This is a genomic window from Planococcus soli (genome assembly GCF_016881065.1).
In the GTDB taxonomy this organism is placed as follows: Bacteria; Bacillota; Bacilli; order Bacillales_A; family Planococcaceae; genus Planococcus; species Planococcus soli.
In genome coordinates this window covers 623,317-641,417 of sequence record NZ_WXYN01000051.1, presented here as the reverse complement: position 1 = coordinate 641,417, position 18,101 = coordinate 623,317, and the positions used below count along the sequence as shown (strand labels likewise).

Sequence of the window (18,101 nt, the reverse complement as noted above, 5' to 3'; positions counted from 1 at the left end):
CATAATAAAAAAACTCTCCATCAGGAGAGTCAATTTGTCAGTAAATTCAGTTGTTCAAAGAAGTTTGGATAAGAAATGGAGATGCAGTCCGGATCGTCAATCACGATTTCCCCAGAGGCTGCCAAAGCGCCGATTGCCGCCATCATGCCAAGGCGGTGATCGCCGTAGGAAGTCATTACAGCCCCCGTCAAAGGCGTCGGGCCATGGATGACCATGCCGTCTTCTGTCGCTTCGATGTTTGCACCCATTTTTGACAATTCCTTGACGACTGCAGCAATGCGGTCGGTTTCCTTGACCCGCAGCTCTTCAGCATCTTTAATCACGGTCGTGCCTTTTGCTTGTGTCGCGATGAGAGCGATCAAAGGAATTTCATCGATCAGCCTTGGAATCAAGTCTCCGCCGATTTCGATTCCTTTTAAAGCACTCGAAGTGACAGTCAAATCCGCCGATCGCTCTCCTTGCGTGTCGATCTCTTCTATTTCAATACTACCGCCCATTTGTTCAACCACATCCAAAATGCCTGTCCGAGTGGGATTGATGCCAACATTTTTCAATGTCACTTTGCTGTCTTCCGTTATCAAAGCAGCACCGATCATAAACGCAGCAGACGAAATATCTCCAGGCACCTGGACATGTGCAGCAGTCAATTTTTGGCCGCCTTCAAGCTTGATCAAATGATCTTCCCGTGCAATCGTTGCCCCAAAATGTTCCAGCATGATTTCCGTATGGTCGCGCGAAGCGATTGGCTCATGAATGACCGTTTTGCCTTCGGCTTTTAACGCAGCCAACAAAATCGCGGATTTCACTTGGGCACTGGCAACCGGCAATGTATAGTCAATTGCTTTTAGCCCCGTCCCCTGAACTGCTAAAGGGGTATATTGTCCATCCATGCGCCCGCGAATATCCGCACCCATTTCGCGAAGCGGATTGATGATGCGCTTCATTGGCCGTTTGGCTATTGATTCATCGCCTGCCAATACGGAATGAAAGCCTGTTCCAGCGAGTAAGCCAAGCATCAGGCGTGTCGTTGTCCCCGAATTGCCAGTATCCAACACTTCTGAGGGTTCACTCCAGGAATCTTCGCCTTCGCTTTGAATGGTCACCAATTTATCTGAAATCTCGATTTTTACGCCCAATTTCTTAAAGCAGGCAATGGTGCTTAGACAATCATCGCCCATTAAGAAACCTTCCACAGTGGTCTTACCTGTTGCCATAGATCCAAACATAATGGCTCTATGGGAAATCGATTTGTCCCCTGGCACTTGAATGCTGCCTTTTAAGCTTGGTTTATTGTATGTTAACGATAATGCCATGTGCTTATCCGTCCTTTCAGGAAATATACGAATCGTAAACTGTCCGTGCGGAGATGCATTTTTGTGCACGGTCACGGTCTTCTGCTGTTTGGAAACTGATGACGAGAATACCAAAAACATCTTCTCGCGTTTCCAGGATCCGGAGGTTGACGATGCTGATCCCTTCTTCTGCCAAATAGCCCGTCAGTTCTGAAATGCTGCCTGGAACATCCGGTATATCAATATACAGGTCAAAAACAGAAAACATCGCGCCGTGTCCCGCAATGGGAAGTTCGTCGCGCACCATTTTTGCGTGCGAAAAGAACTGCTGGATCGGTTCTGGATCATTTTTCACGAGCATATCCTTCAGTTGATCCATCTGCTCCATCCAATTGCCGAGTTGCTGGACGATCATGGCATTGTTCTGCGTAGTGATATCCCGCCACATCTCCGGATTTGCCGAAGCAATGCGTGTCGTATCGCGGAAACCGCCTGCAGCCAATTGCCGAGCAAAAGGAAATTTATCTTCCTGGTCAAGTTGGTGGACGAGTGAAGCCGCAATCAGATGAGGAAAATGGCTGACGATGGCCGTCATATGGTCATGCTCTTCCGCTGGCAGAACTTCAATTTTCGCTTTTGTGACAGCCAACAAATCCTTCAAAAACTGAAGACGTTTTTCATCCGTGCTGTCGCCAGGCGTTAAAATATAAAAGGCGTTCTCAAATAAGACATCTTTTGCAGCCTCAACTCCGCTTTTATGGGAACCGGCCATTGGATGGCCTCCGATAAACAAGTGATTGAGATTTTTCGCCGTTTCCATAATCTGCAATTTAGTGCTGCCTGTATCTGTCAAGATGACATCTTTTTTCAGGCTCCAATATTTACTTTGTTCCATCAATTTGATTGTCGCCCCAACCGGTGTGGCAAAAACGATGACATCCGCTTCAGATGCTGCCTGTTCGAGCGATGGCGGGGAACTATGTATAATGCCCATCTTGAAAGCTTTCCTGGCAGTTAATGGATCGGCATCATAGCCTGCCACATGAACATCATCATTGCGCTGAAGCGCTTTTGCTAAAGAGCCGCCAATCAAGCCCAACCCGATTATTAAAATATGTGTTGTCACGTCGAACTCACCTGGCTTTTAGCAGTAAGGTCCGGACGCAGTTTTGTGGCTTCATTCAAGTAAACGTGATGGATATCCTTCTGGCCAAGCTCGGTATTGACATGCATCATGACACGGATGCATAACGGCATGCTGCCGGGCACATCCATTTCATGTGTACACATTACTGGAACATAAGTCCACTCCTCAATGGTCCGAACGGCTTTTGCAGGAAAAGCTGATGAAATATCTGTCGTCGTCGAGATTATGACAGATGCGACTTGGTCTGGCTCAATTTTATTTTCTTTGGCCATTTCCAACACTAGCCGCGTTGTTTCCTTTAGAACTTCTTCCGGCTGATCGGCAGAAACTGTAATTGCACCTCTTACTCCGCGTATCATCAAATCACGTCTCCTATCTGTAACACTAATTTTTCATATGCTGCATTTGCACGCTGCTCTTGTACTTGTTCAACAAACGGCATGCCCGTCCGTTCAAGCAAAACGAAATTCAGCGCACCTCTTGAAGATTTTTTATCTTTTTTCATATAAGGCAATAAATCTGCAAATTGAATTTCCCGCAGCAAATAGAGCGGGTAGCCATTGGCACTGGACCACTGGATAAATCTATCCAATTTGTCATGGTCCGATAACAGCAGTGCATAGGCCATACCAAGCACAACCGCTTCTCCATGGGTAACTTTGCCATAGCCAAGATGGCCTTCCAGTGCGTGCGCTAACGTGTGGCCGAAATTCAAGTATTTGCGGACACCGCCTTCGAATTCATCTTCTTCAACGATTGCCGCTTTTACAGCAATGCCTTTTTCCAGATGGCGGTTCAGATCCTCATCTGTCATCTTGTTGAAATCACGGATGGCCAACAGTTCCTCGAGCCATTCTTCATTGGATATAAAGGCGTGTTTAATCACTTCAGCCATTCCGGAACGTACTTCTCCAGGCGGCAATGTACCTAATAGCTTGCTATCATATAAAACAGCTTTAGGCTGGTAAAAAGTGCCGATCATATTCTTGCCCAGCTCATGATTGATCGCCGTTTTGCCCCCGACTGCACTGTCGTGGGCTAAAATAGTGGTCGGGAGCTGAATAAATGGGATTCCACGCATGAAAGTCGAAGCGACAAATCCTGCTACATCTCCTGTAGCGCCTCCGCCAAAAGCCAGCAATAAAGAATCTCGCGAACAGTTTTCAGATAGCAAAAAGCTGTGGCAAGCCATATAAGTTTCCACTGATTTTGCACTTTCCCCCGCAGGAACAGTCAACACACGAATGTCCCAGTCTGCTAAAAATTCCAGTAAATACGGTAAGTGAAGTTCCGCTACCCGCTCGTCTGCAATGACTACTATGCGGTCCGCTTTATCCAGCAAGGAGCGGTAAGAATCGGCAAGCAATTCGAATGCACCAGCACCGATATGAACTGAATAAGGATGATCAGCTTCGACCCGCAATTGCTTCATGCTTAAAACTCCTTCGTGTAATTCTTATAGTTTTTCAAGTTATCGGCCAATCGCGGCATCTGATCTGCATCAAATTGATCCAGCAGCGCATTAGCCACTTCCCAGGCCACTACATGCTCAGCTACAATCGAAGCTGCCGGTACTGCACAGCTGTCAGAACGTTCGATGCTTGCCTGGAAAGGTTCTTTTGTTTCAATGTCGACACTTTGAAGCGGTTTGTATAAAGTCGGGATCGGCTTCATGACGCCTCTTACAATAATTGGCATTCCCGTGGTCATGCCACCCTCAAATCCACCGAGGTTATTGGTTTTTCGTGTATAGCCGTTTTCTTCGTCCCAAAGAATTTCATCATGGACTTCACTGCCGGGTTTTCTGGCCATCTCGAAGCCTAAGCCGAATTCCACACCTTTAAAAGCATTGATGCTCATGATCGCAGCCGCCAATTTGGCGTCCAACTTCCGGTCGTAATGCACATAGCTGCCGATTCCTGCCGGCATGCCTTCCACGATGACTTCTACTGTTCCGCCGATTGAATCTCCGTTTTTCTTCGTTTGGTCGATCAAATCCGTCATTTGCTTTGTAACGGAAGGATCTGCACAATAAACCGCATCGTTCTCAACGATTTCACGGATTTCATCTGCCGACTTTCCAAGATAGCTTTCAGGGTTCACTTTGATGCCGCCAATTTCAGTCACGTGGGATACAATCTTTATGCCCAGTTCCGCAAGCAATTGCTTGGCTACTGCGCCAACCGCTACTCGGACCGTCGTTTCGCGTGCTGAAGACCGCTCTAAGACGTTTCTGAGATCCCGGTGTCCATATTTCATGCCGCCGTTCAAGTCTGCATGACCGGGACGAGGACGCGAAATTTGGCGTTTCACTTCTTCTGTATCTTCAATTGGCTCAATGCCCATAATAGAAGTCCAGTGTTTCCAGTCATCATTCGTGACGACTAAAGCGACAGGAGAACCCAATGTCTTGCCGTGCCGAACGCCGGAAACAATTTCTACTGTATCTTTCTCGATCTGCATCCGTCTTCCCCGGCCGTGTCCGCCTTGGCGTCTTTTCAACTCTTTATTGACCAGTTCTGCCGTCAAAGGCAATTGCGCCGGCAACCCCTCTATGATGGCAGTCAATTGCGGACCGTGTGATTCTCCTGCTGTTAAATAACGCATTTACGCTTTCTCCCTTCAACGTGCTAAAGTATTTATGTACCACTATACCATAAGGCATTTCTTCAATTCTATAAGAAAATCACTTAAAGTGAAACTTCAATCAATTGAAAATACATCATATTGCCAAGTTTCTGCTTCCAACAAAAAAACCGCCCCATGTATGGGACGGTTTTTCCAACAGTGTGGATTAGTTAACCCAGCTGTTCATTGTTTTTTCGTATGATACCAATTCTTCTTCTTTGAAGAACAAGCCGATTTCGCGTTCTGCGCTTTCAGCAGAATCCGATCCGTGAATCATGTTTTTGCCGACAGTAACTGCGAAGTCGCCGCGGATAGTTCCTGGAGCTGCATCTTTAGGATTTGTTGCGCCCATCATTTGACGTGCAGTCAAAATAACGTTTTCGCCTTCCCAAACCATTGCGAATACAGGGCCAGATGTGATGAATTCAACCAATTCACCGAAGAACGGACGCTCTTTGTGCTCGCCGTAGTGCTCTTCAGCCAATTCAGTAGGAATTTGCATCAATTTAGCACCTGCTAAATGATATCCTTTTTTCTCAAAACGTGCGACGATTTCTCCGATTACGTTGCGTTGAACGCCATCTGGTTTAACCATTAAAAATGTTTTTTCCAATGTAAACACTCCTCTATTAAAAGCTCGGGCTTTTTGCCCACCTTAAAAAATACTATCATTGTCGAACCATTTGTCAACTGCCAACTTAAAAATTACGCTTGCCGATAAAAAAGGCGATTTTACGCATCGTTTTCACTGCTTGTCCTTTTGGCAGAAAGGAAAGTTCCCGCAATGCTTTTTCCAAGTACCGTTCGCTCATCGCTTTCGCCTCTTCGATGGCCGAACTGTTTCGAATAGTCCGAACGACCGTTAACCGCTCTTCATTGGATAAATCCCGATTCAAATTTGCTTTCAGCATTGTGTAGATTTCAGGATCCTTTCGTGCGCATAAAATTGGCAATGTGATGTTTCCCTGAATAAAATCGCTGCCTGCCGGTTTTCCAAGTTCTTCGTCCGTAGAAGTAAAATCGAGAATGTCGTCTATAATCTGAAATGACATGCCGATAAAATATCCGAAGCGGCGCAAATGTGCAGCAGTTTTCTCATCAGTGCCAGATACGAGTGCGCCCAATTCACAGCTCGAGGATATCAGCAAGGCCGTCTTCCTTTTGATGCGCCGGAAATAATCCCGCAAGTTTTGATCCAGCTTGTACTTGTCTTTTATTTGAATAATTTCGCCCCGGCAAACTTCAATCAAGGTTTTTGACAGGATCTCATGAACACGCGGCGATTCAATTTCAGTAATCTGCTCCAGCGCTCGCGCCAAGATAAAGTCGCCAGTGTACATTGCCACACTGTTGTTCCACTGAGCTTTGACAGTTGGCTGGCCTCTCCGGATTTCCGAATCGTCAATAACATCGTCATGGACCAATGAAGCCATATGAATCAGCTCAAGCGGCACAGCTACACGTTTCATGACATCGATATTGTAATCTCCAAACTTTCCAGCAAGCAAAACAAAAACAGGTCGGATTCTTTTCCCTCCGGCCTGCAATAAATGAAGAGAAGCATCATTTAAAAGGAGAGATTCGGAATCCACTGCCTGTTCCAATTCCTTCTCGATCATTTCCAGTTCCGGTCTAAGGTCGGAATAGAGCAATTTCAACTTCATCTTTTCCACTTAAAATCCTTCTCCCGCTAGTTTACTTTTTTATTCCCAAATGGAGGGCTGCGGCGCCTCCAGTATAAGGCTTGTATTTCACTTTCTCAAATCCGACTTCCGTGAACATTTTCGCCAGTTGCTTCATGCCGGGAAAAGATTTTGCCGATTCCTGAAGCCATGAATACTCTTTATAGCTTTTAGCGAATAGTTTACCGAAAACCGGCATGATGAACCGGAAATACAGTCTGAAAAATGGTTTAAAAACAATATTTTCCGGCTGTGACGTTTCGAGACACGCAATCATGCCACCCGGCTTTAACACCCGGTGCATTTCGGAAAGGGCTTGGCGATAATCCGGAACATTGCGCAATCCAAAACCGATTGTCGCAAAATCAAAAGAATTGTCAGGGTATGGCAGTGACATGGCATTGCCTTGTACCAGCTTGATCTGAGGCATGTCCTTGGTTTTATCATGTCCGACATTCAGCATGTTCTGGCTGAAATCCAGTCCGACAACCTGACCGGTTTCACCAACCGCTTTGCCAAGTGCAATGGTCCAATCAGCAGTCCCGCAACAAACATCAATAGCGGCGGCACCTTTTGGCACCTGCATCTTGTGCATGGTATCTTCACGCCATTTGTTGTGCTGCTGGAAACTGATGACCGAATTCATCTGATCATAGTTTTCAGAAATCTTTTCAAATACTTCGTGGACTTTTTGTTCTTTCGTTTTAGGCATATCAGTCATCCTTCTCGGGTCAGCTGCTCAGCTCTATGCTGGTGCGGGGTTATTTGATGGAGCAAAAATTGTGCCAGTTCATGATCCAGTGAACAATCACCTATGGATACTAGAATCTGTCTGTGCAGGCTATCAAGTTTTTCCATCAGCCAATGTTCTGTGTAGATTTCGTGAACAAGATTCGAATTAAGTTCCCGAAGAAAATGCGTGTAGTTTTTTGACTGCAAATGCTTCAGTTCATCAGCGTAGCGCAAGTAAAGAAGCGTCTGTTTTGCGAGTGGTGCATATTCAGAAAAATTGTAAAATCTATAAAATGATATTAAAAGTTCAGTTTCAATAACCGTAATGGCTTCTTCTGTTTCTTCAATAGGGCGGATTGCTGTTTCGAAAAAAGAAGTTTTCTTTTCACTTACTTGAATAATTGCTGTGGCCAGTCGCTGAACCATGGCTATATTTTTTGAATTGACCAGCATCTGATAATAGATACCGCTATATAGATCGCCAGCCAACACAGTCAACTGCTGCTCTTTGATAATGGGAACATCTTCTCTTACTTGATCATGGGCATGCAAAGCAGCGTAGACGATGGAAACCGTTTTTGCAGAAGACTCAATTTCAGGCGACCAATTCTTCCCGTCAAAAAAAGGCAACAGCAAAAAAAACAAACGAGATTCTTTGACGGATGGTCCTTCAGTAAATTGATCGAGGGTACGCTGTCTCACAGCATCTAAAACCTCGACTTCCATGGAAATAATTTTCGATTGTATTTGATGTCCCTTCATACTGCTTGCTCCATTCATGATTTAGCCATACTACAATAGTATATCACAGGCAAAGCCTTGCCTTCATCCAATATCGTTTATTTTTTAGCGTCGCTTTCAACGATACCGTGGGCAGAATGAATTTCCGCTTTTCCGCGGATTTTCATAGCTGAAGTGTGCTCTGTAAACTGAGCAATCATCACTTCGCCTTTATCCAATTTTTCAGTATGGTGAAATTTTGTATCGTTGCCGCGAGTTAAACCAATTACGTTCACGCCATCTTCCTGCGCGCGAATAACTATATATTCTGTCTGAGCCATTTTCCCACCTGCTTTTCCGTATTAGTCCATATTGATGTATGTGATGACTTCAGAACGTTTAATGTCATCTGTTTCAAAAACTCCTCTAGAAACCGCTGTCACCGTTTTAGAACCAGGTTTTTTTATCCCTCTCATGGTCATGCACATATGCTCTGCTTCAATCATGACGTACACACCATGCGGGTTTAAAGTTTCCATTAAAGAATCTGCAATTGTCGAGGTAATGCGTTCCTGAAGCTGTGGACGTTTTGCGACCGTCTCCACAGCGCGCGCTAACTTGCTCAATCCCGTCACAATGCCATCACGAGGAATGTAAGCGATATGCGCCTTGCCGAAAAACGGAACGAGGTGATGTTCACACATCGAGTAGAAAGGGATATCTTTGACGAGCACCAATTCTTCATGGCCTTCATGAAAAACCGTTTTGAAATATTCTTTGGGATCTTCCTTCAATCCGGAAAATACTTCCGCATACATCTTAGCTACCCTTTTAGGCGTATCCTTTAATCCTTCTCGGTTTACGTCTTCCCCAACAGCCTCTAAAATCATCGAGACAGCTTGTTCAATTTTATCAAGGTCTACTTTTTGTGCTTTTACATCTATCATTCTGCTTCCTCCAGTTGAAGACGAATCGGTTATTTTTTGGCAGCAGGATGGCTGCCGGCAGTATTGTGAATTCAAGTTTTTATATAGTGCTTGTGAATTTTAAGTCACGCCACTTCGGTGATCCATATTATATCTGTACAAGCAGAACGGCCGCTTCCGCTTTTCTCACTGTCTAGCTTCAGCGGCCTGCTCCTCGGGTCATAAGCCACTCTGGCTATGCGGCTGAAAACATCCCGCTTCGCCAGAACGTCCTATGCCTGTCGGAGCAGAACGGCCGATTACGCTTTTGTGATTGGCTAGCTTCGGGAGCCAGACCCTCGGGGTCACAAGGCAACCCAGCTGTATGGCAAAGAACGCCACTCTGCTGGTCTGCCTTATGCCTGTCGGGTCTATACGGCTCCCTCCGCTTTTCTAACTGTCTAGCTTCAGCGGCCTGCTCCTCGGGTCATAAGCCACTCTGGCTATGCGGCTGAAAACATGCCGCTTCGCCAGAACGTCTTATGCCTGTCGGAGCAGAACGGCCACTTCCGCTTTTCTCACATGAATCGTAGCATACGCACAGGTGTTTCGCAAAATTGTTGGCTCAAAAAAAGGATGACTTTTGCAAGATTGTGTCTCGCAAAAGTCATCCTATGTACAGAGGCTAAAGCTTACTTCACTGCGTCTTTAAGCGCTTTACCTGGCTTAAATGCAGGAACTTTGCTTGCAGCGATCTCAATTTCAGCACCAGTTTGTGGGTTACGTCCTTTGCGGGCCGCGCGTTCGCGTACTTCAAAGTTACCGAAACCGATCAACTGTACTTTTTCACCTTTAGTTAGAGCATCTTGAATTGTCTCAAATGCAGCGTCAACTGCTTTGGCAGCGTCTTTACGAGAAAGTTCAGCTGCTTCAGCAACAGAGTTCACTAATTCTGTTTTGTTCATGCTATTCACCTCCTCTCAAAGGGGATGCAATCATCAATCCTGTAAAAAGAGTATCACATCGAAAATCGCATAGCAACAACAAACAGCCTGCTTTTTCAATAAAACCACCAAATACTAACAAAATTTTCTAAAAAGATGGCATTTCTATTAAAAACGCGGTAAATCAACGTTTTTTACTCTACTAAAAATACCGGTTCATTTTCTTCATTTATAGTATAAGGCAATGAGTAAGCTGGCACGACAGGATGGTCTTCATAAAGAATAAAGCGGATATCCTGCCCGGCTTCCAGCTCTCCTTCATACTCTTGGAGAGCTGAAAATATGTCCATCGCATAATCAATATAAACTTCACCGCTGCCGGTAATTACTAAAGGCAGATTTCTGCCGGTGTATGGACTGACAACAGTTGGCTCTTCAGAAAAACCCATTGCTTCATGGTTAAATTTGTAGACATTGTCCGCCAGTATTTCAGCGATTGGCGCCTGTCCACCGTTTGCACTTTTTCTGACATTGACCGATCTAATCACTTCTGCAGCTTGCAGATCCACCAGTTTCACAGTCGGATTTTCTTCAACGTCCATTAAGACATACTGAAAAATGCCTCCGGTTTCAAATGCATTTGTAGGCACTTCAGCAGTGTAATCAGGAACAATCAACGAAAAATCGACTGGATACTTAATGTATTGGTCAATATCCATATCCCGTGTCTTTATTGGCAGCAAACCGCCTGATGCCCCTCTGTACTGATTCACTGCATTTTGAACAGTAATTAGTTGGTCTTCATACGGAATTTGGTTTTCTGCTCTCTCGCTTTGCGGGTATCCGCACGAAGCGAGAAATCCCACTATAAACAGGAGCAGTACAAATAATATTGTTTTTTTCATTTTCCTCACCTCATGCGCCGCCGGTAGGGCCGCTGAATACTGTGAATATCATGATAAAGAATCCAAGAATCAGCAAGATGTATGCAACTAGCGCGAAAAGAAATTTAAGGATGCCATTCTTCAGTTTGTATCTGCTCAAGTAGATAAAGCCCATTGAAATCATCAAAAAAGCAATTCCAGCAAATGATACCCACATTTTATCCAAAGCACTCATAATTGCCCGCCTTTCGTAGTGTTTCAGTCAATAGTATAGCATAAAAAAAGAAGAGGCAGCTTGTGGCATCCTCTTCTTTTGTGACAATTAAAGCAAGTTGATCAAATCTTCCATTTCGTTCTTTTTCATGCGGCCCATCAGCTTTCCGACCGCTTCGTCGGTCGACACATCGTCAAAGAGAACCGAATAAAGTGCAGCCGTTATCGGCATAGGTACATCATATGCCTCCGACAATTGATAAGCTGCTTTCGTGGTCCGTATCCCTTCGACAACCATGCCCATTTCTTGCAGCACTTCGTCCAGGGATTTGCCTTTGCCGAGCATGTTTCCTGCGCGCCAATTGCGTGAATGGACACTGGTGCACGTCACAATTAAATCACCCACCCCGGTCAGTCCGGAGAAAGTCAAAGGCGTTGCACCCATTTTTACGCCGAGCCGTGCAATCTCTGCCAGCCCGCGCGTCATGATGGCAGCTTTTGCATTATCGCCAAACCCTAAGCCGTCTGTTATTCCGACAGCCAAGGCAATAATGTTTTTCAAAGCACCGCCAATTTCAACGCCAATCACATCGGTGTTTGTATAAACCCGGAAATAATGATTCATGAACAGATCCTGGATCCGATTGGCTGCTGCAGTATTCTCACAGGCAGCTGTAACGGTCGTCGGATGCTCCTGCACCACTTCTTCTGCATGGCTTGGCCCGGACAATACAACAACGTCTTCAATCCATTGTGCCGGTATTTCTTCGCGGATCATTTCACTGATCCGTTTTAAAGAGTCCGGTTCAATGCCTTTCGAAACGTGGACAAACAAAACTTTTCGATCCAAGACTTTCTTGATGTCCTGACAGACTTCCCGGATAGCTTTTGTCGGAACGGCCATCACCAAAATGTCACCATGGTTAACAGCAAGAGCCAAATCGCTTGTCGCTTTCAGGCTCTCCGGCAACTGCGTATCTTTTAAATAGCGTTTGTTTGTATGCTGGTTGATTTCCTCAGCCTGCTCCTGACGATGTGTCCAAAGCAGCAGATCGTGGCCATTTTGAGCAAGTACATAGCTCAATGCCGTTCCCCAGCTTCCTGCTCCAAAAACAGAAACTTTTTCCATAAGCTAAAACCACCTTTTTACCTTAAGTACGCGCTCTTGTGATCAAACGAAGAGGAGTTCCTTCGAAATCAAAACTTTCGCGAATCCGGTTTTGCAAGAAACGTTCATAGCTAAAGTGCATCAGATCCGGTTCATTGACAAAAACAACAAATGTCGGAGGCTTGATTGCCACTTGCGTAGCATAATAAAGACGCAAACGGCGGCCTTTATCCGATGGTGCCGGATTCATGGCGACCGCATCTTCAATAACTTCATTGAGGATACTCGATTGAATGCGTCGTGAATGGTTATCATTCACTTTATTGACAATTTCCAATATGCTGTGTACGCGTTTTCCGCTGATTGCGGAAACAAACATGATCGGTGCATAATCCAAGAACAAGAAATGCTCACGGATTTTTCGTGTCATGACGTTCATCGTTTTTTCATCTTTTTCAACGGCATCCCATTTATTGACAATAATAATAATTGCTTTTCCAGCTTCATGTGCATAGCCCGCAATTTTTTTGTCCTGTTCTTGAATGCCTTCTTCTGCATTCAAGACTACCAAAACAACATCCGAACGTTCGATGGCACGCAATGCACGCAAAACACTGTATTTTTCAGTCGTTTCATAGACTTTCCCTTTTTTGCGCATTCCGGCCGTGTCGATAATGACATATGGCTGTTCGTTATATTCGTACTGGGTATCGATAGCGTCGCGCGTGGTTCCTGCTACTTCGCTGACAATGACACGTTCTTCACCCAGGAATGAGTTTACAAGGGAGGATTTGCCGACATTCGGACGGCCGATCAATGAGAATTTAATAACATCATCCGGATACTCCTCATCATCGTCTTTCGGGAAGTTTTTAGCCACCTCGTCCAATAAATCGCCCAATCCCAGTCCGTGGGATCCTGACAGCGGATAAGGTTCACCCATTCCCAATGTATAGAAATCATAAATCATGTGGCGCATATCGGGATTGTCGATTTTATTGACGGCCAAAATGACCGGTTTTTTCGTGCGGTATAAAATCTTGGCTACCTGTTCGTCCTGCGTTGTGACACCATCGCGTCCGTTAACGAGGAATATGATGACATCCGCTTCGTCCATGGCAATTTCTGCCTGTTGGCGGATCTGTTCAAGGAATGGCTCGTCACGAAGATCGATGCCCCCTGTGTCTATAATGTTAAATTCATGTGTCAGCCAATCTGCCGAGCTGTAAATACGGTCACGCGTCACTCCTGGAATATCTTCCACTATGGAAACCCGTTCTCCTACCACGCGATTGAATATCGTGGACTTACCAACGTTCGGCCGGCCAACTATTGCTACTACCGGTTTTGACATATAAAATTCATCCTTCCACTTCTGATATGCCTATTATACACGAAAAAGGCGATGGCATCTGCTAAATGTCCATCCCCCTAAAATGTGCAATATTCAGTTTTTCTCAGGGTTTGCATAAGATGCCGGACTGAAGCCTCTTGCGTCGAGGTATTGCGCCAATTCTCCAGTGATGACTGCTGGACATTTCTGGATATCCGCCAGATTTTTGGCTCCCAATGCCGTCATCATCATAGCCAGATCCTCATAAAGTCCATTCACATCACTGATCAGCTGTGTTTCGCCATCCTGCATCGCTGTTTTCAAGAACGATCCGGCAAGGCCCACTGCATCAGCTCCCAGTAAAAATGCTTTGATCATGTCCTGAGCATCCTGGACTCCCCCTGAAGCAAGCACGGTTTTGCCGAAAACACTCTTGACTTCCACAATCGCCGCTGCGGTCGGAATGCCCCAGTCTTCAAAATACGCCAGCTTCCGTCTCCGGCGCTCATTTTCAATCAAGGCAAAATTCGTTCCGCCAAAGCCGCTGACATCGATTGCAGAAATCCCGGTATGCTTTAGTTTCTCTGCCGTTTCACGCGATACGCCAAAGCCGGTCTCTTTTATGATAACAGGGACATTCAGCTGTTCTGCAATCGCACTTATTCGTTCTAGTGCCCCACGGAAATCACGGTCACCTTCAGGCATTGTCAATTCCTGGACAACATTCAGGTGGATTTGCAGTGCATTGGCCTCGATCATCTCGACAGCTTCCTGTGCCTGACGGACCGTTGCCTCGCTGCCGAGATTGGCGAGCAAGATGCCATCCGGATTCTCTTTGCGGACGACTGCATAAGATTGCCGCTCGCTGCGGTCTTTTAAAGCTGCCATTTGCGAGCCAACAGCCATGGCTGCCCCCGTCTCTTTGGCAACCCGGGCCAGCAAGCCATTCAATTGTTCGGTGTCCCTGCCGCCGCCGCCCGTCATCGCATTAATAAAAACAGGTGATTTCAAGTTCAAATCACCTGTTTCTGGTTTTATGCTGATATCAGAAACCGCGGAATCCGGCAAAGCCTGATGGACGAACCGAATATCATCGAACATGTTCTTCTTGCTCTGTCCTGTCGATAAAGCAAATTGTATATGATCCATTTTGCGTTCAGCTCTCGACATAATTATTCGGATTTAAACCCTTTTAGTTTATCACCGATCACATCACTGATTGAAAATCCAGTCGACTCTTCAGGCATGTCATACTTCGAGAAATCCTGGTCGCCTTCTTTTTCCTGAAGTTCCTTGATGCTCAGAGAAAGACGCTTATCAGTTTTATTGACTTCAAGCACTTTAACTTGAACTTCTTCGCCTTCCGTCAAAACCTCGTTCGGCGTACCAATGTGCTTGTGTGCAATCTGGGAGATATGGACAAGCCCTTCAACACCCGGCAAGACTTCCACAAACGCACCATAGCTGACGAGGCGCTTGACCGTTCCAGTATGAACCGAACCTTTTGGCGCTTTTTCATCGATAGAATCCCATGGCCCTGGAAGCGTGTCTTTAATGGACAGCGAAATTCTTTCAGAGTCACGGTCTACAGAAAGTACTTTGACCGTCACTTCCTGGCCTTCCGTTACGACGTCAGAAACTTTTTCCACATGTTCGTGCGACAGCTGCGATATATGAACCAAACCATCCACACCGCCAATATCGACAAAAGCTCCGAAAGATGCGATGCGCTGCACTTTGCCTTTCATTTCATCTCCAGCATGGATTTTTTCCATCACCTGGACTTTTTGAGATTCTTTTTCTTTTTCAATAACAGCACGGTGAGAAAGAATCAGGCGATTGTTTTCTTTTTCCATTTCGACAATCTTGAAAGTCAGTACTTTTCCTTTGTAATCTTCAAAAGACTCAACAAAATAATCTTCCACCAAAGAGGCCGGTACAAATCCGCGTACACCCAGATCGACTACCAGGCCGCCTTTTACGACGTCCTTTACTTCAGCTTCTATAATCTCGCCCGATTCGAATTTTTTCTCCAACTCGTCCCATGCCTGCTCGGCATCAACTTTTCGTTTGGATAAAACAAAATTCTCATCTTCCACTTTTGTAATGATCAGATCTAGTTCGTCTCCGACCTCTACAGAATCTGATGCCTTTTCGATATGCAGGCTCGATAACTCACTAATGGGTATAATGCCGTCAAAAGGTGCCCCTTCAATTGTTACAGTTACAGCTTTTTCTTCTATTTTGGCAACTATCCCTTTTACGCGATCTCCTGTTTGGAAGTCACGGTTTTCCATCATGTTCGTTTCCTCTGACATAAGTAGCCCTCCTTCACAAACTATCCATCTTCTATTTTATGCGAATTCTCTAATAAAAACAAAAATTATCACTTATTGACGGTGTAGTCATCAAGAATTTTCTGGATGCTGGACATAATGGCTTCGGTTACTTCATCAACGGAAGCTTTTCGTTCACGGAACGGGGCCATTCGAATCGGTTCACCGTAAACCACTTTAACTTTCCGAAATGCCTTATAGGGCCCGATTATGGCACAAGGCATCACATCCGCATTGCCGCGCAATGCAAAAAATCCTGCTCCGCTGAGCCCTTTTTTCAATACACCGTCTGTTGAGCGTGTACCTTCTGGGAACAGCCCTACAACATCTCCATTTTTCAATATTTTAAGTGCGGTACGAAGAGCTTCACGGTCACTCATTCCCCTCTTAACGGGAAAAGCATTTACTTTTGGCAGGATCGGCCCAAGGATCGGCGCATTGAATAACTCTTCTTTCGCCATGAAGTGGACAGTTCTTGGAGCTGTCATTCCCACTACCGGGGGATCAAGTGCATGTATGTGGTTAGAGCAAAGTAAAATGCCGCCCTCTTTCGGAAAATTTTCAGCCCCGATTATTTCAAAGCGGTATAAAGGGCTTAATACTGTTTTCACAAGTCCTTTGCCAAATGCATATAAATTCACTTTACAGCAACCTCTCTTCAGCCAGTTTTAGTATACTCTGCGCAGCCTGATCAATAGTCAGTTCAGTGGTATCCAGGTAAATTGCGTCTTCCGCTTGGCGCAAGGGGGAAACGATGCGCTCGCTGTCCATTTTATCCCGTTTGGCTATTTCAGCCTGAAGTTCCTCGAGCGGAGTTAGAATATCTCTTTTTTTGTTTTCTTCGAACCTTCTTCTTGCCCGCTCTTCGACAGATGCTGACATGAAGACTTTCAGCGCGGCATCCGGAAGTACATCTGTTCCGATGTCCCGCCCATCCATGACCACACCGCGCCCTTCTGCCAATTGCTGCTGCAGCTCTACCATACGGAGCCGGACCTGTTCATGAGCCGCCATCTCTGATACGGCTTTTGTAACATGCTGGGAACGGATCGCTTCTGTTACATCTTTTTTATCAAGGAAGACCAATTGGCCGTTTTCGGATGGCTGCAGGTCAATTTCTGTTTTTGCTAATAATTGGCCCGCCTCTTCATTGCTGGCCATATTTATTCCTTCGGTTAAAGCTTTTAATGTAATCGCTCGGTACATAGCGCCGGTGTCGATGTAAACATAGCCCAGTTTTTCCGCCACAATTTTGGCAATTGTGCTTTTGCCCGCAGCTGCCGGCCCATCGATCGCTATTTGTATCGGTTTCGTCAAAATAGTCACCTCATCATATGTATTCATCATATTTTAACATAAGAAAAGCACAAGCGCCCTCGAAGAATGGACACTGTCCGAAAATCCAAAAGCTTTTTTAATTCAAAAAAAAGTCTTCATGTACAAGACTTTTTTTGAGATATTCATATTATTCGCCTGATTGTGCTGATGAATTGTGATCATGGTAATGCGACAGGGAAAGTTGATGTGCCTGCTTTACTTTCCGGAGGCCAAACCACCAAAGAAACAGCATAAACGGAATGGCTCCATAGATAATATTATCGTATACATACAGACTGGTGTTGTATGCAAGGTGAAGAACCACTGAGCTCGCAAAAGCCCAACCGATCCAACGCCAGCGTTTCCTGCCCCCGCTGAACTTCGCTTTCCCGAAATAATAGCCCATCACCACACCAAACAAAGCGTGGCTTGATACCGGCAAAAAAGCACGGATGAAAGCAGTCTGCAGACCGAATTCCAACAAATACAAAATATTCTCGACTGTCGCAAATCCGAGGGATACACTGGCGCCATAAAGGATGCCATCGTACGGATCCTCAAAGTCAACATGGCGATAGACCGCAATCAACAGCACCAGCCATTTGAAAAACTCTTCCACTATACTGGAAAACAGGATATTCTGTGCAAAGCTATTGGTAAAGACGCCTTCTGCATCGAACACATATTGAACAAAAAGAATCGGGAAGGTCAAAGCGGCTCCATACAAAAAACTTTGGAACAACAGTCTGGATGGTTCGTTGGCAAATTGGTCGCGCAAATACAAATAACTAAAAAGCGCTAAACTCGGGGCTATTGCTACAGTTAATAGAATAATCATATGCCTACCCCTTTGTTTGAGT

The 18,101-nt window shown here is 45.4% G+C and carries 21 protein-coding genes; all 21 read right to left on the bottom strand.

The window, feature by feature from the left end; translation table 11 throughout:
- Positions 1-29: 29 nt before the first annotated feature.
- Entirely contained in the window at positions 30-1,313 is a 1,284-nt protein-coding gene (gene aroA, locus GJB59_RS17925; RefSeq protein WP_142826451.1) for a 3-phosphoshikimate 1-carboxyvinyltransferase, read from the bottom strand.
- A 16-nt stretch (positions 1,314-1,329) separates the two neighbouring features.
- Complete coding sequence (locus tag GJB59_RS17920; protein WP_142826452.1) at positions 1,330-2,418, bottom strand: prephenate dehydrogenase; 1,089 nt, start codon at positions 2,416-2,418, stop codon at positions 1,330-1,332.
- The gene (gene aroH, locus GJB59_RS17915) at positions 2,415-2,798 is read right to left on the bottom strand and encodes a chorismate mutase (RefSeq protein ID WP_142826453.1); all 384 of its coding nucleotides are present in this window, start codon (positions 2,796-2,798) and stop codon (positions 2,415-2,417) included. Before aroH ends, GJB59_RS17920 begins: the two co-directional genes overlap by 4 nt.
- Positions 2,798-3,871 carry a 3-dehydroquinate synthase gene (aroB, locus tag GJB59_RS17910; RefSeq protein WP_142826454.1) on the bottom strand — a complete coding sequence of 358 codons (1,074 nt, stop codon included), beginning with the start codon at positions 3,869-3,871 and terminating at the stop codon, positions 2,798-2,800. Before aroB ends, aroH begins: the two co-directional genes overlap by 1 nt.
- Positions 3,872-3,873: 2 nt before the next feature.
- Entirely contained in the window at positions 3,874-5,046 is a 1,173-nt protein-coding gene (gene aroC, locus GJB59_RS17905; protein WP_142826455.1) for a chorismate synthase, read from the bottom strand.
- 187 nt (positions 5,047-5,233) lie between these two features.
- Positions 5,234-5,680 carry a nucleoside-diphosphate kinase gene (gene ndk / locus GJB59_RS17900; RefSeq protein ID WP_008431013.1) on the bottom strand — a complete coding sequence of 149 codons (447 nt, stop codon included), beginning with the start codon at positions 5,678-5,680 and terminating at the stop codon, positions 5,234-5,236.
- Between the two features lie 85 nt (positions 5,681-5,765).
- Positions 5,766-6,740, bottom strand: coding sequence for a heptaprenyl diphosphate synthase component II (gene hepT / locus GJB59_RS17895; protein ID WP_142826456.1), 975 nt, complete (start codon positions 6,738-6,740; stop codon positions 5,766-5,768).
- Positions 6,741-6,762: 22 nt separating this feature from the next.
- Positions 6,763-7,461, bottom strand: a complete 699-nt coding sequence (locus GJB59_RS17890; RefSeq protein WP_142826457.1) for a demethylmenaquinone methyltransferase — start codon at positions 7,459-7,461, stop codon at positions 6,763-6,765.
- 5 nt (positions 7,462-7,466) lie between these two features.
- A complete protein-coding gene (locus tag GJB59_RS17885) occupies positions 7,467-8,243 on the bottom strand; it encodes a heptaprenyl diphosphate synthase component 1 (RefSeq protein WP_142826458.1) in 777 nt (258 codons plus the stop codon).
- A gap of 77 nt (positions 8,244-8,320) precedes the next feature.
- Positions 8,321-8,542, bottom strand: a complete 222-nt coding sequence (mtrB, locus tag GJB59_RS17880) for a trp RNA-binding attenuation protein MtrB (protein WP_142826459.1) — start codon at positions 8,540-8,542, stop codon at positions 8,321-8,323.
- Between the two features lie 21 nt (positions 8,543-8,563).
- Positions 8,564-9,148: a GTP cyclohydrolase I FolE gene (folE, locus tag GJB59_RS17875; RefSeq protein ID WP_142826460.1), complete on the bottom strand. Its 585-nt coding sequence runs from the start codon at positions 9,146-9,148 to the stop codon at positions 8,564-8,566.
- A 650-nt stretch (positions 9,149-9,798) separates the two neighbouring features.
- A complete protein-coding gene (hbs, locus tag GJB59_RS17870) occupies positions 9,799-10,071 on the bottom strand; it encodes a non-specific DNA-binding protein Hbs (RefSeq protein WP_006829858.1) in 273 nt (90 codons plus the stop codon).
- Positions 10,072-10,244: 173 nt separating this feature from the next.
- Entirely contained in the window at positions 10,245-10,955 is a 711-nt protein-coding gene (locus GJB59_RS17865; protein ID WP_142826461.1) for a YphF family lipoprotein, read from the bottom strand.
- Between the two features lie 10 nt (positions 10,956-10,965).
- Complete coding sequence (locus GJB59_RS17860) at positions 10,966-11,169, bottom strand: DUF2768 domain-containing protein (RefSeq protein WP_142826462.1); 204 nt, start codon at positions 11,167-11,169, stop codon at positions 10,966-10,968.
- Between the two features lie 87 nt (positions 11,170-11,256).
- Positions 11,257-12,276 (bottom strand): NAD(P)H-dependent glycerol-3-phosphate dehydrogenase, encoded by a 1,020-nt coding sequence (locus GJB59_RS17855; RefSeq protein WP_142826463.1) that lies wholly within the window; start codon positions 12,274-12,276, stop codon positions 11,257-11,259.
- 22 nt (positions 12,277-12,298) lie between these two features.
- Positions 12,299-13,609 (bottom strand): ribosome biogenesis GTPase Der, encoded by a 1,311-nt coding sequence (gene der / locus GJB59_RS17850; RefSeq protein ID WP_142826464.1) that lies wholly within the window; start codon positions 13,607-13,609, stop codon positions 12,299-12,301.
- Positions 13,610-13,702: 93 nt separating this feature from the next.
- Entirely contained in the window at positions 13,703-14,737 is a 1,035-nt protein-coding gene (gene fni / locus GJB59_RS17845; protein WP_280525805.1) for a type 2 isopentenyl-diphosphate Delta-isomerase, read from the bottom strand.
- A 23-nt stretch (positions 14,738-14,760) separates the two neighbouring features.
- Positions 14,761-15,906, bottom strand: coding sequence for a 30S ribosomal protein S1 (gene rpsA / locus GJB59_RS17840; protein ID WP_142826466.1), 1,146 nt, complete (start codon positions 15,904-15,906; stop codon positions 14,761-14,763).
- Positions 15,907-15,974: 68 nt separating this feature from the next.
- Positions 15,975-16,565, bottom strand: a complete 591-nt coding sequence (locus GJB59_RS17835; protein ID WP_142826467.1) for a lysophospholipid acyltransferase family protein — start codon at positions 16,563-16,565, stop codon at positions 15,975-15,977.
- A gap of 1 nt (position 16,566) precedes the next feature.
- Positions 16,567-17,241: a (d)CMP kinase gene (gene cmk / locus GJB59_RS17830; protein ID WP_185959984.1), complete on the bottom strand. Its 675-nt coding sequence runs from the start codon at positions 17,239-17,241 to the stop codon at positions 16,567-16,569.
- Between the two features lie 148 nt (positions 17,242-17,389).
- Positions 17,390-18,079 carry a glutamic-type intramembrane protease PrsW gene (gene prsW, locus GJB59_RS17825; RefSeq protein ID WP_142826469.1) on the bottom strand — a complete coding sequence of 230 codons (690 nt, stop codon included), beginning with the start codon at positions 18,077-18,079 and terminating at the stop codon, positions 17,390-17,392.
- Positions 18,080-18,101 lie beyond the last annotated feature (22 nt).

What these genes read in the sequence shown, in the direction of transcription:
- aroB (WP_142826454.1), bottom strand. Translation starts at nt 3,871, where the DNA reads ATGAAGCAATTGCGGGTCGAAGCTGATCATCCTTATTCAGTTCATATC.
- hbs (WP_006829858.1), bottom strand. Translation starts at nt 10,071, where the DNA reads ATGAACAAAACAGAATTAGTGAACTCTGTTGCTGAAGCAGCTGAACTT.
- GJB59_RS17860 (WP_142826462.1), bottom strand. Translation starts at nt 11,169, where the DNA reads ATGAGTGCTTTGGATAAAATGTGGGTATCATTTGCTGGAATTGCTTTT.
- prsW (WP_142826469.1), bottom strand. Translation starts at nt 18,079, where the DNA reads ATGATTATTCTATTAACTGTAGCAATAGCCCCGAGTTTAGCGCTTTTT.
- GJB59_RS17865 (WP_142826461.1), bottom strand. Translation starts at nt 10,955, where the DNA reads ATGAAAAAAACAATATTATTTGTACTGCTCCTGTTTATAGTGGGATTT.
- aroA (WP_142826451.1), bottom strand. Translation starts at nt 1,313, where the DNA reads ATGGCATTATCGTTAACATACAATAAACCAAGCTTAAAAGGCAGCATT.
- mtrB (WP_142826459.1), bottom strand. Translation starts at nt 8,542, where the DNA reads ATGGCTCAGACAGAATATATAGTTATTCGCGCGCAGGAAGATGGCGTG.
- fni (WP_280525805.1), bottom strand. Translation starts at nt 14,737, where the DNA reads ATGGATCATATACAATTTGCTTTATCGACAGGACAGAGCAAGAAGAAC.
- aroC (WP_142826455.1), bottom strand. Translation starts at nt 5,046, where the DNA reads ATGCGTTATTTAACAGCAGGAGAATCACACGGTCCGCAATTGACTGCC.
- GJB59_RS17890 (WP_142826457.1), bottom strand. Translation starts at nt 7,461, where the DNA reads ATGCCTAAAACGAAAGAACAAAAAGTCCACGAAGTATTTGAAAAGATT.
- der (WP_142826464.1), bottom strand. Translation starts at nt 13,609, where the DNA reads ATGTCAAAACCGGTAGTAGCAATAGTTGGCCGGCCGAACGTTGGTAAG.
- folE (WP_142826460.1), bottom strand. Translation starts at nt 9,148, where the DNA reads ATGATAGATGTAAAAGCACAAAAAGTAGACCTTGATAAAATTGAACAA.
- GJB59_RS17855 (WP_142826463.1), bottom strand. Translation starts at nt 12,276, where the DNA reads ATGGAAAAAGTTTCTGTTTTTGGAGCAGGAAGCTGGGGAACGGCATTG.
- aroH (WP_142826453.1), bottom strand. Translation starts at nt 2,798, where the DNA reads ATGATACGCGGAGTAAGAGGTGCAATTACAGTTTCTGCCGATCAGCCG.
- rpsA (WP_142826466.1), bottom strand. Translation starts at nt 15,906, where the DNA reads ATGTCAGAGGAAACGAACATGATGGAAAACCGTGACTTCCAAACAGGA.
- GJB59_RS17885 (WP_142826458.1), bottom strand. Translation starts at nt 8,243, where the DNA reads ATGAAGGGACATCAAATACAATCGAAAATTATTTCCATGGAAGTCGAG.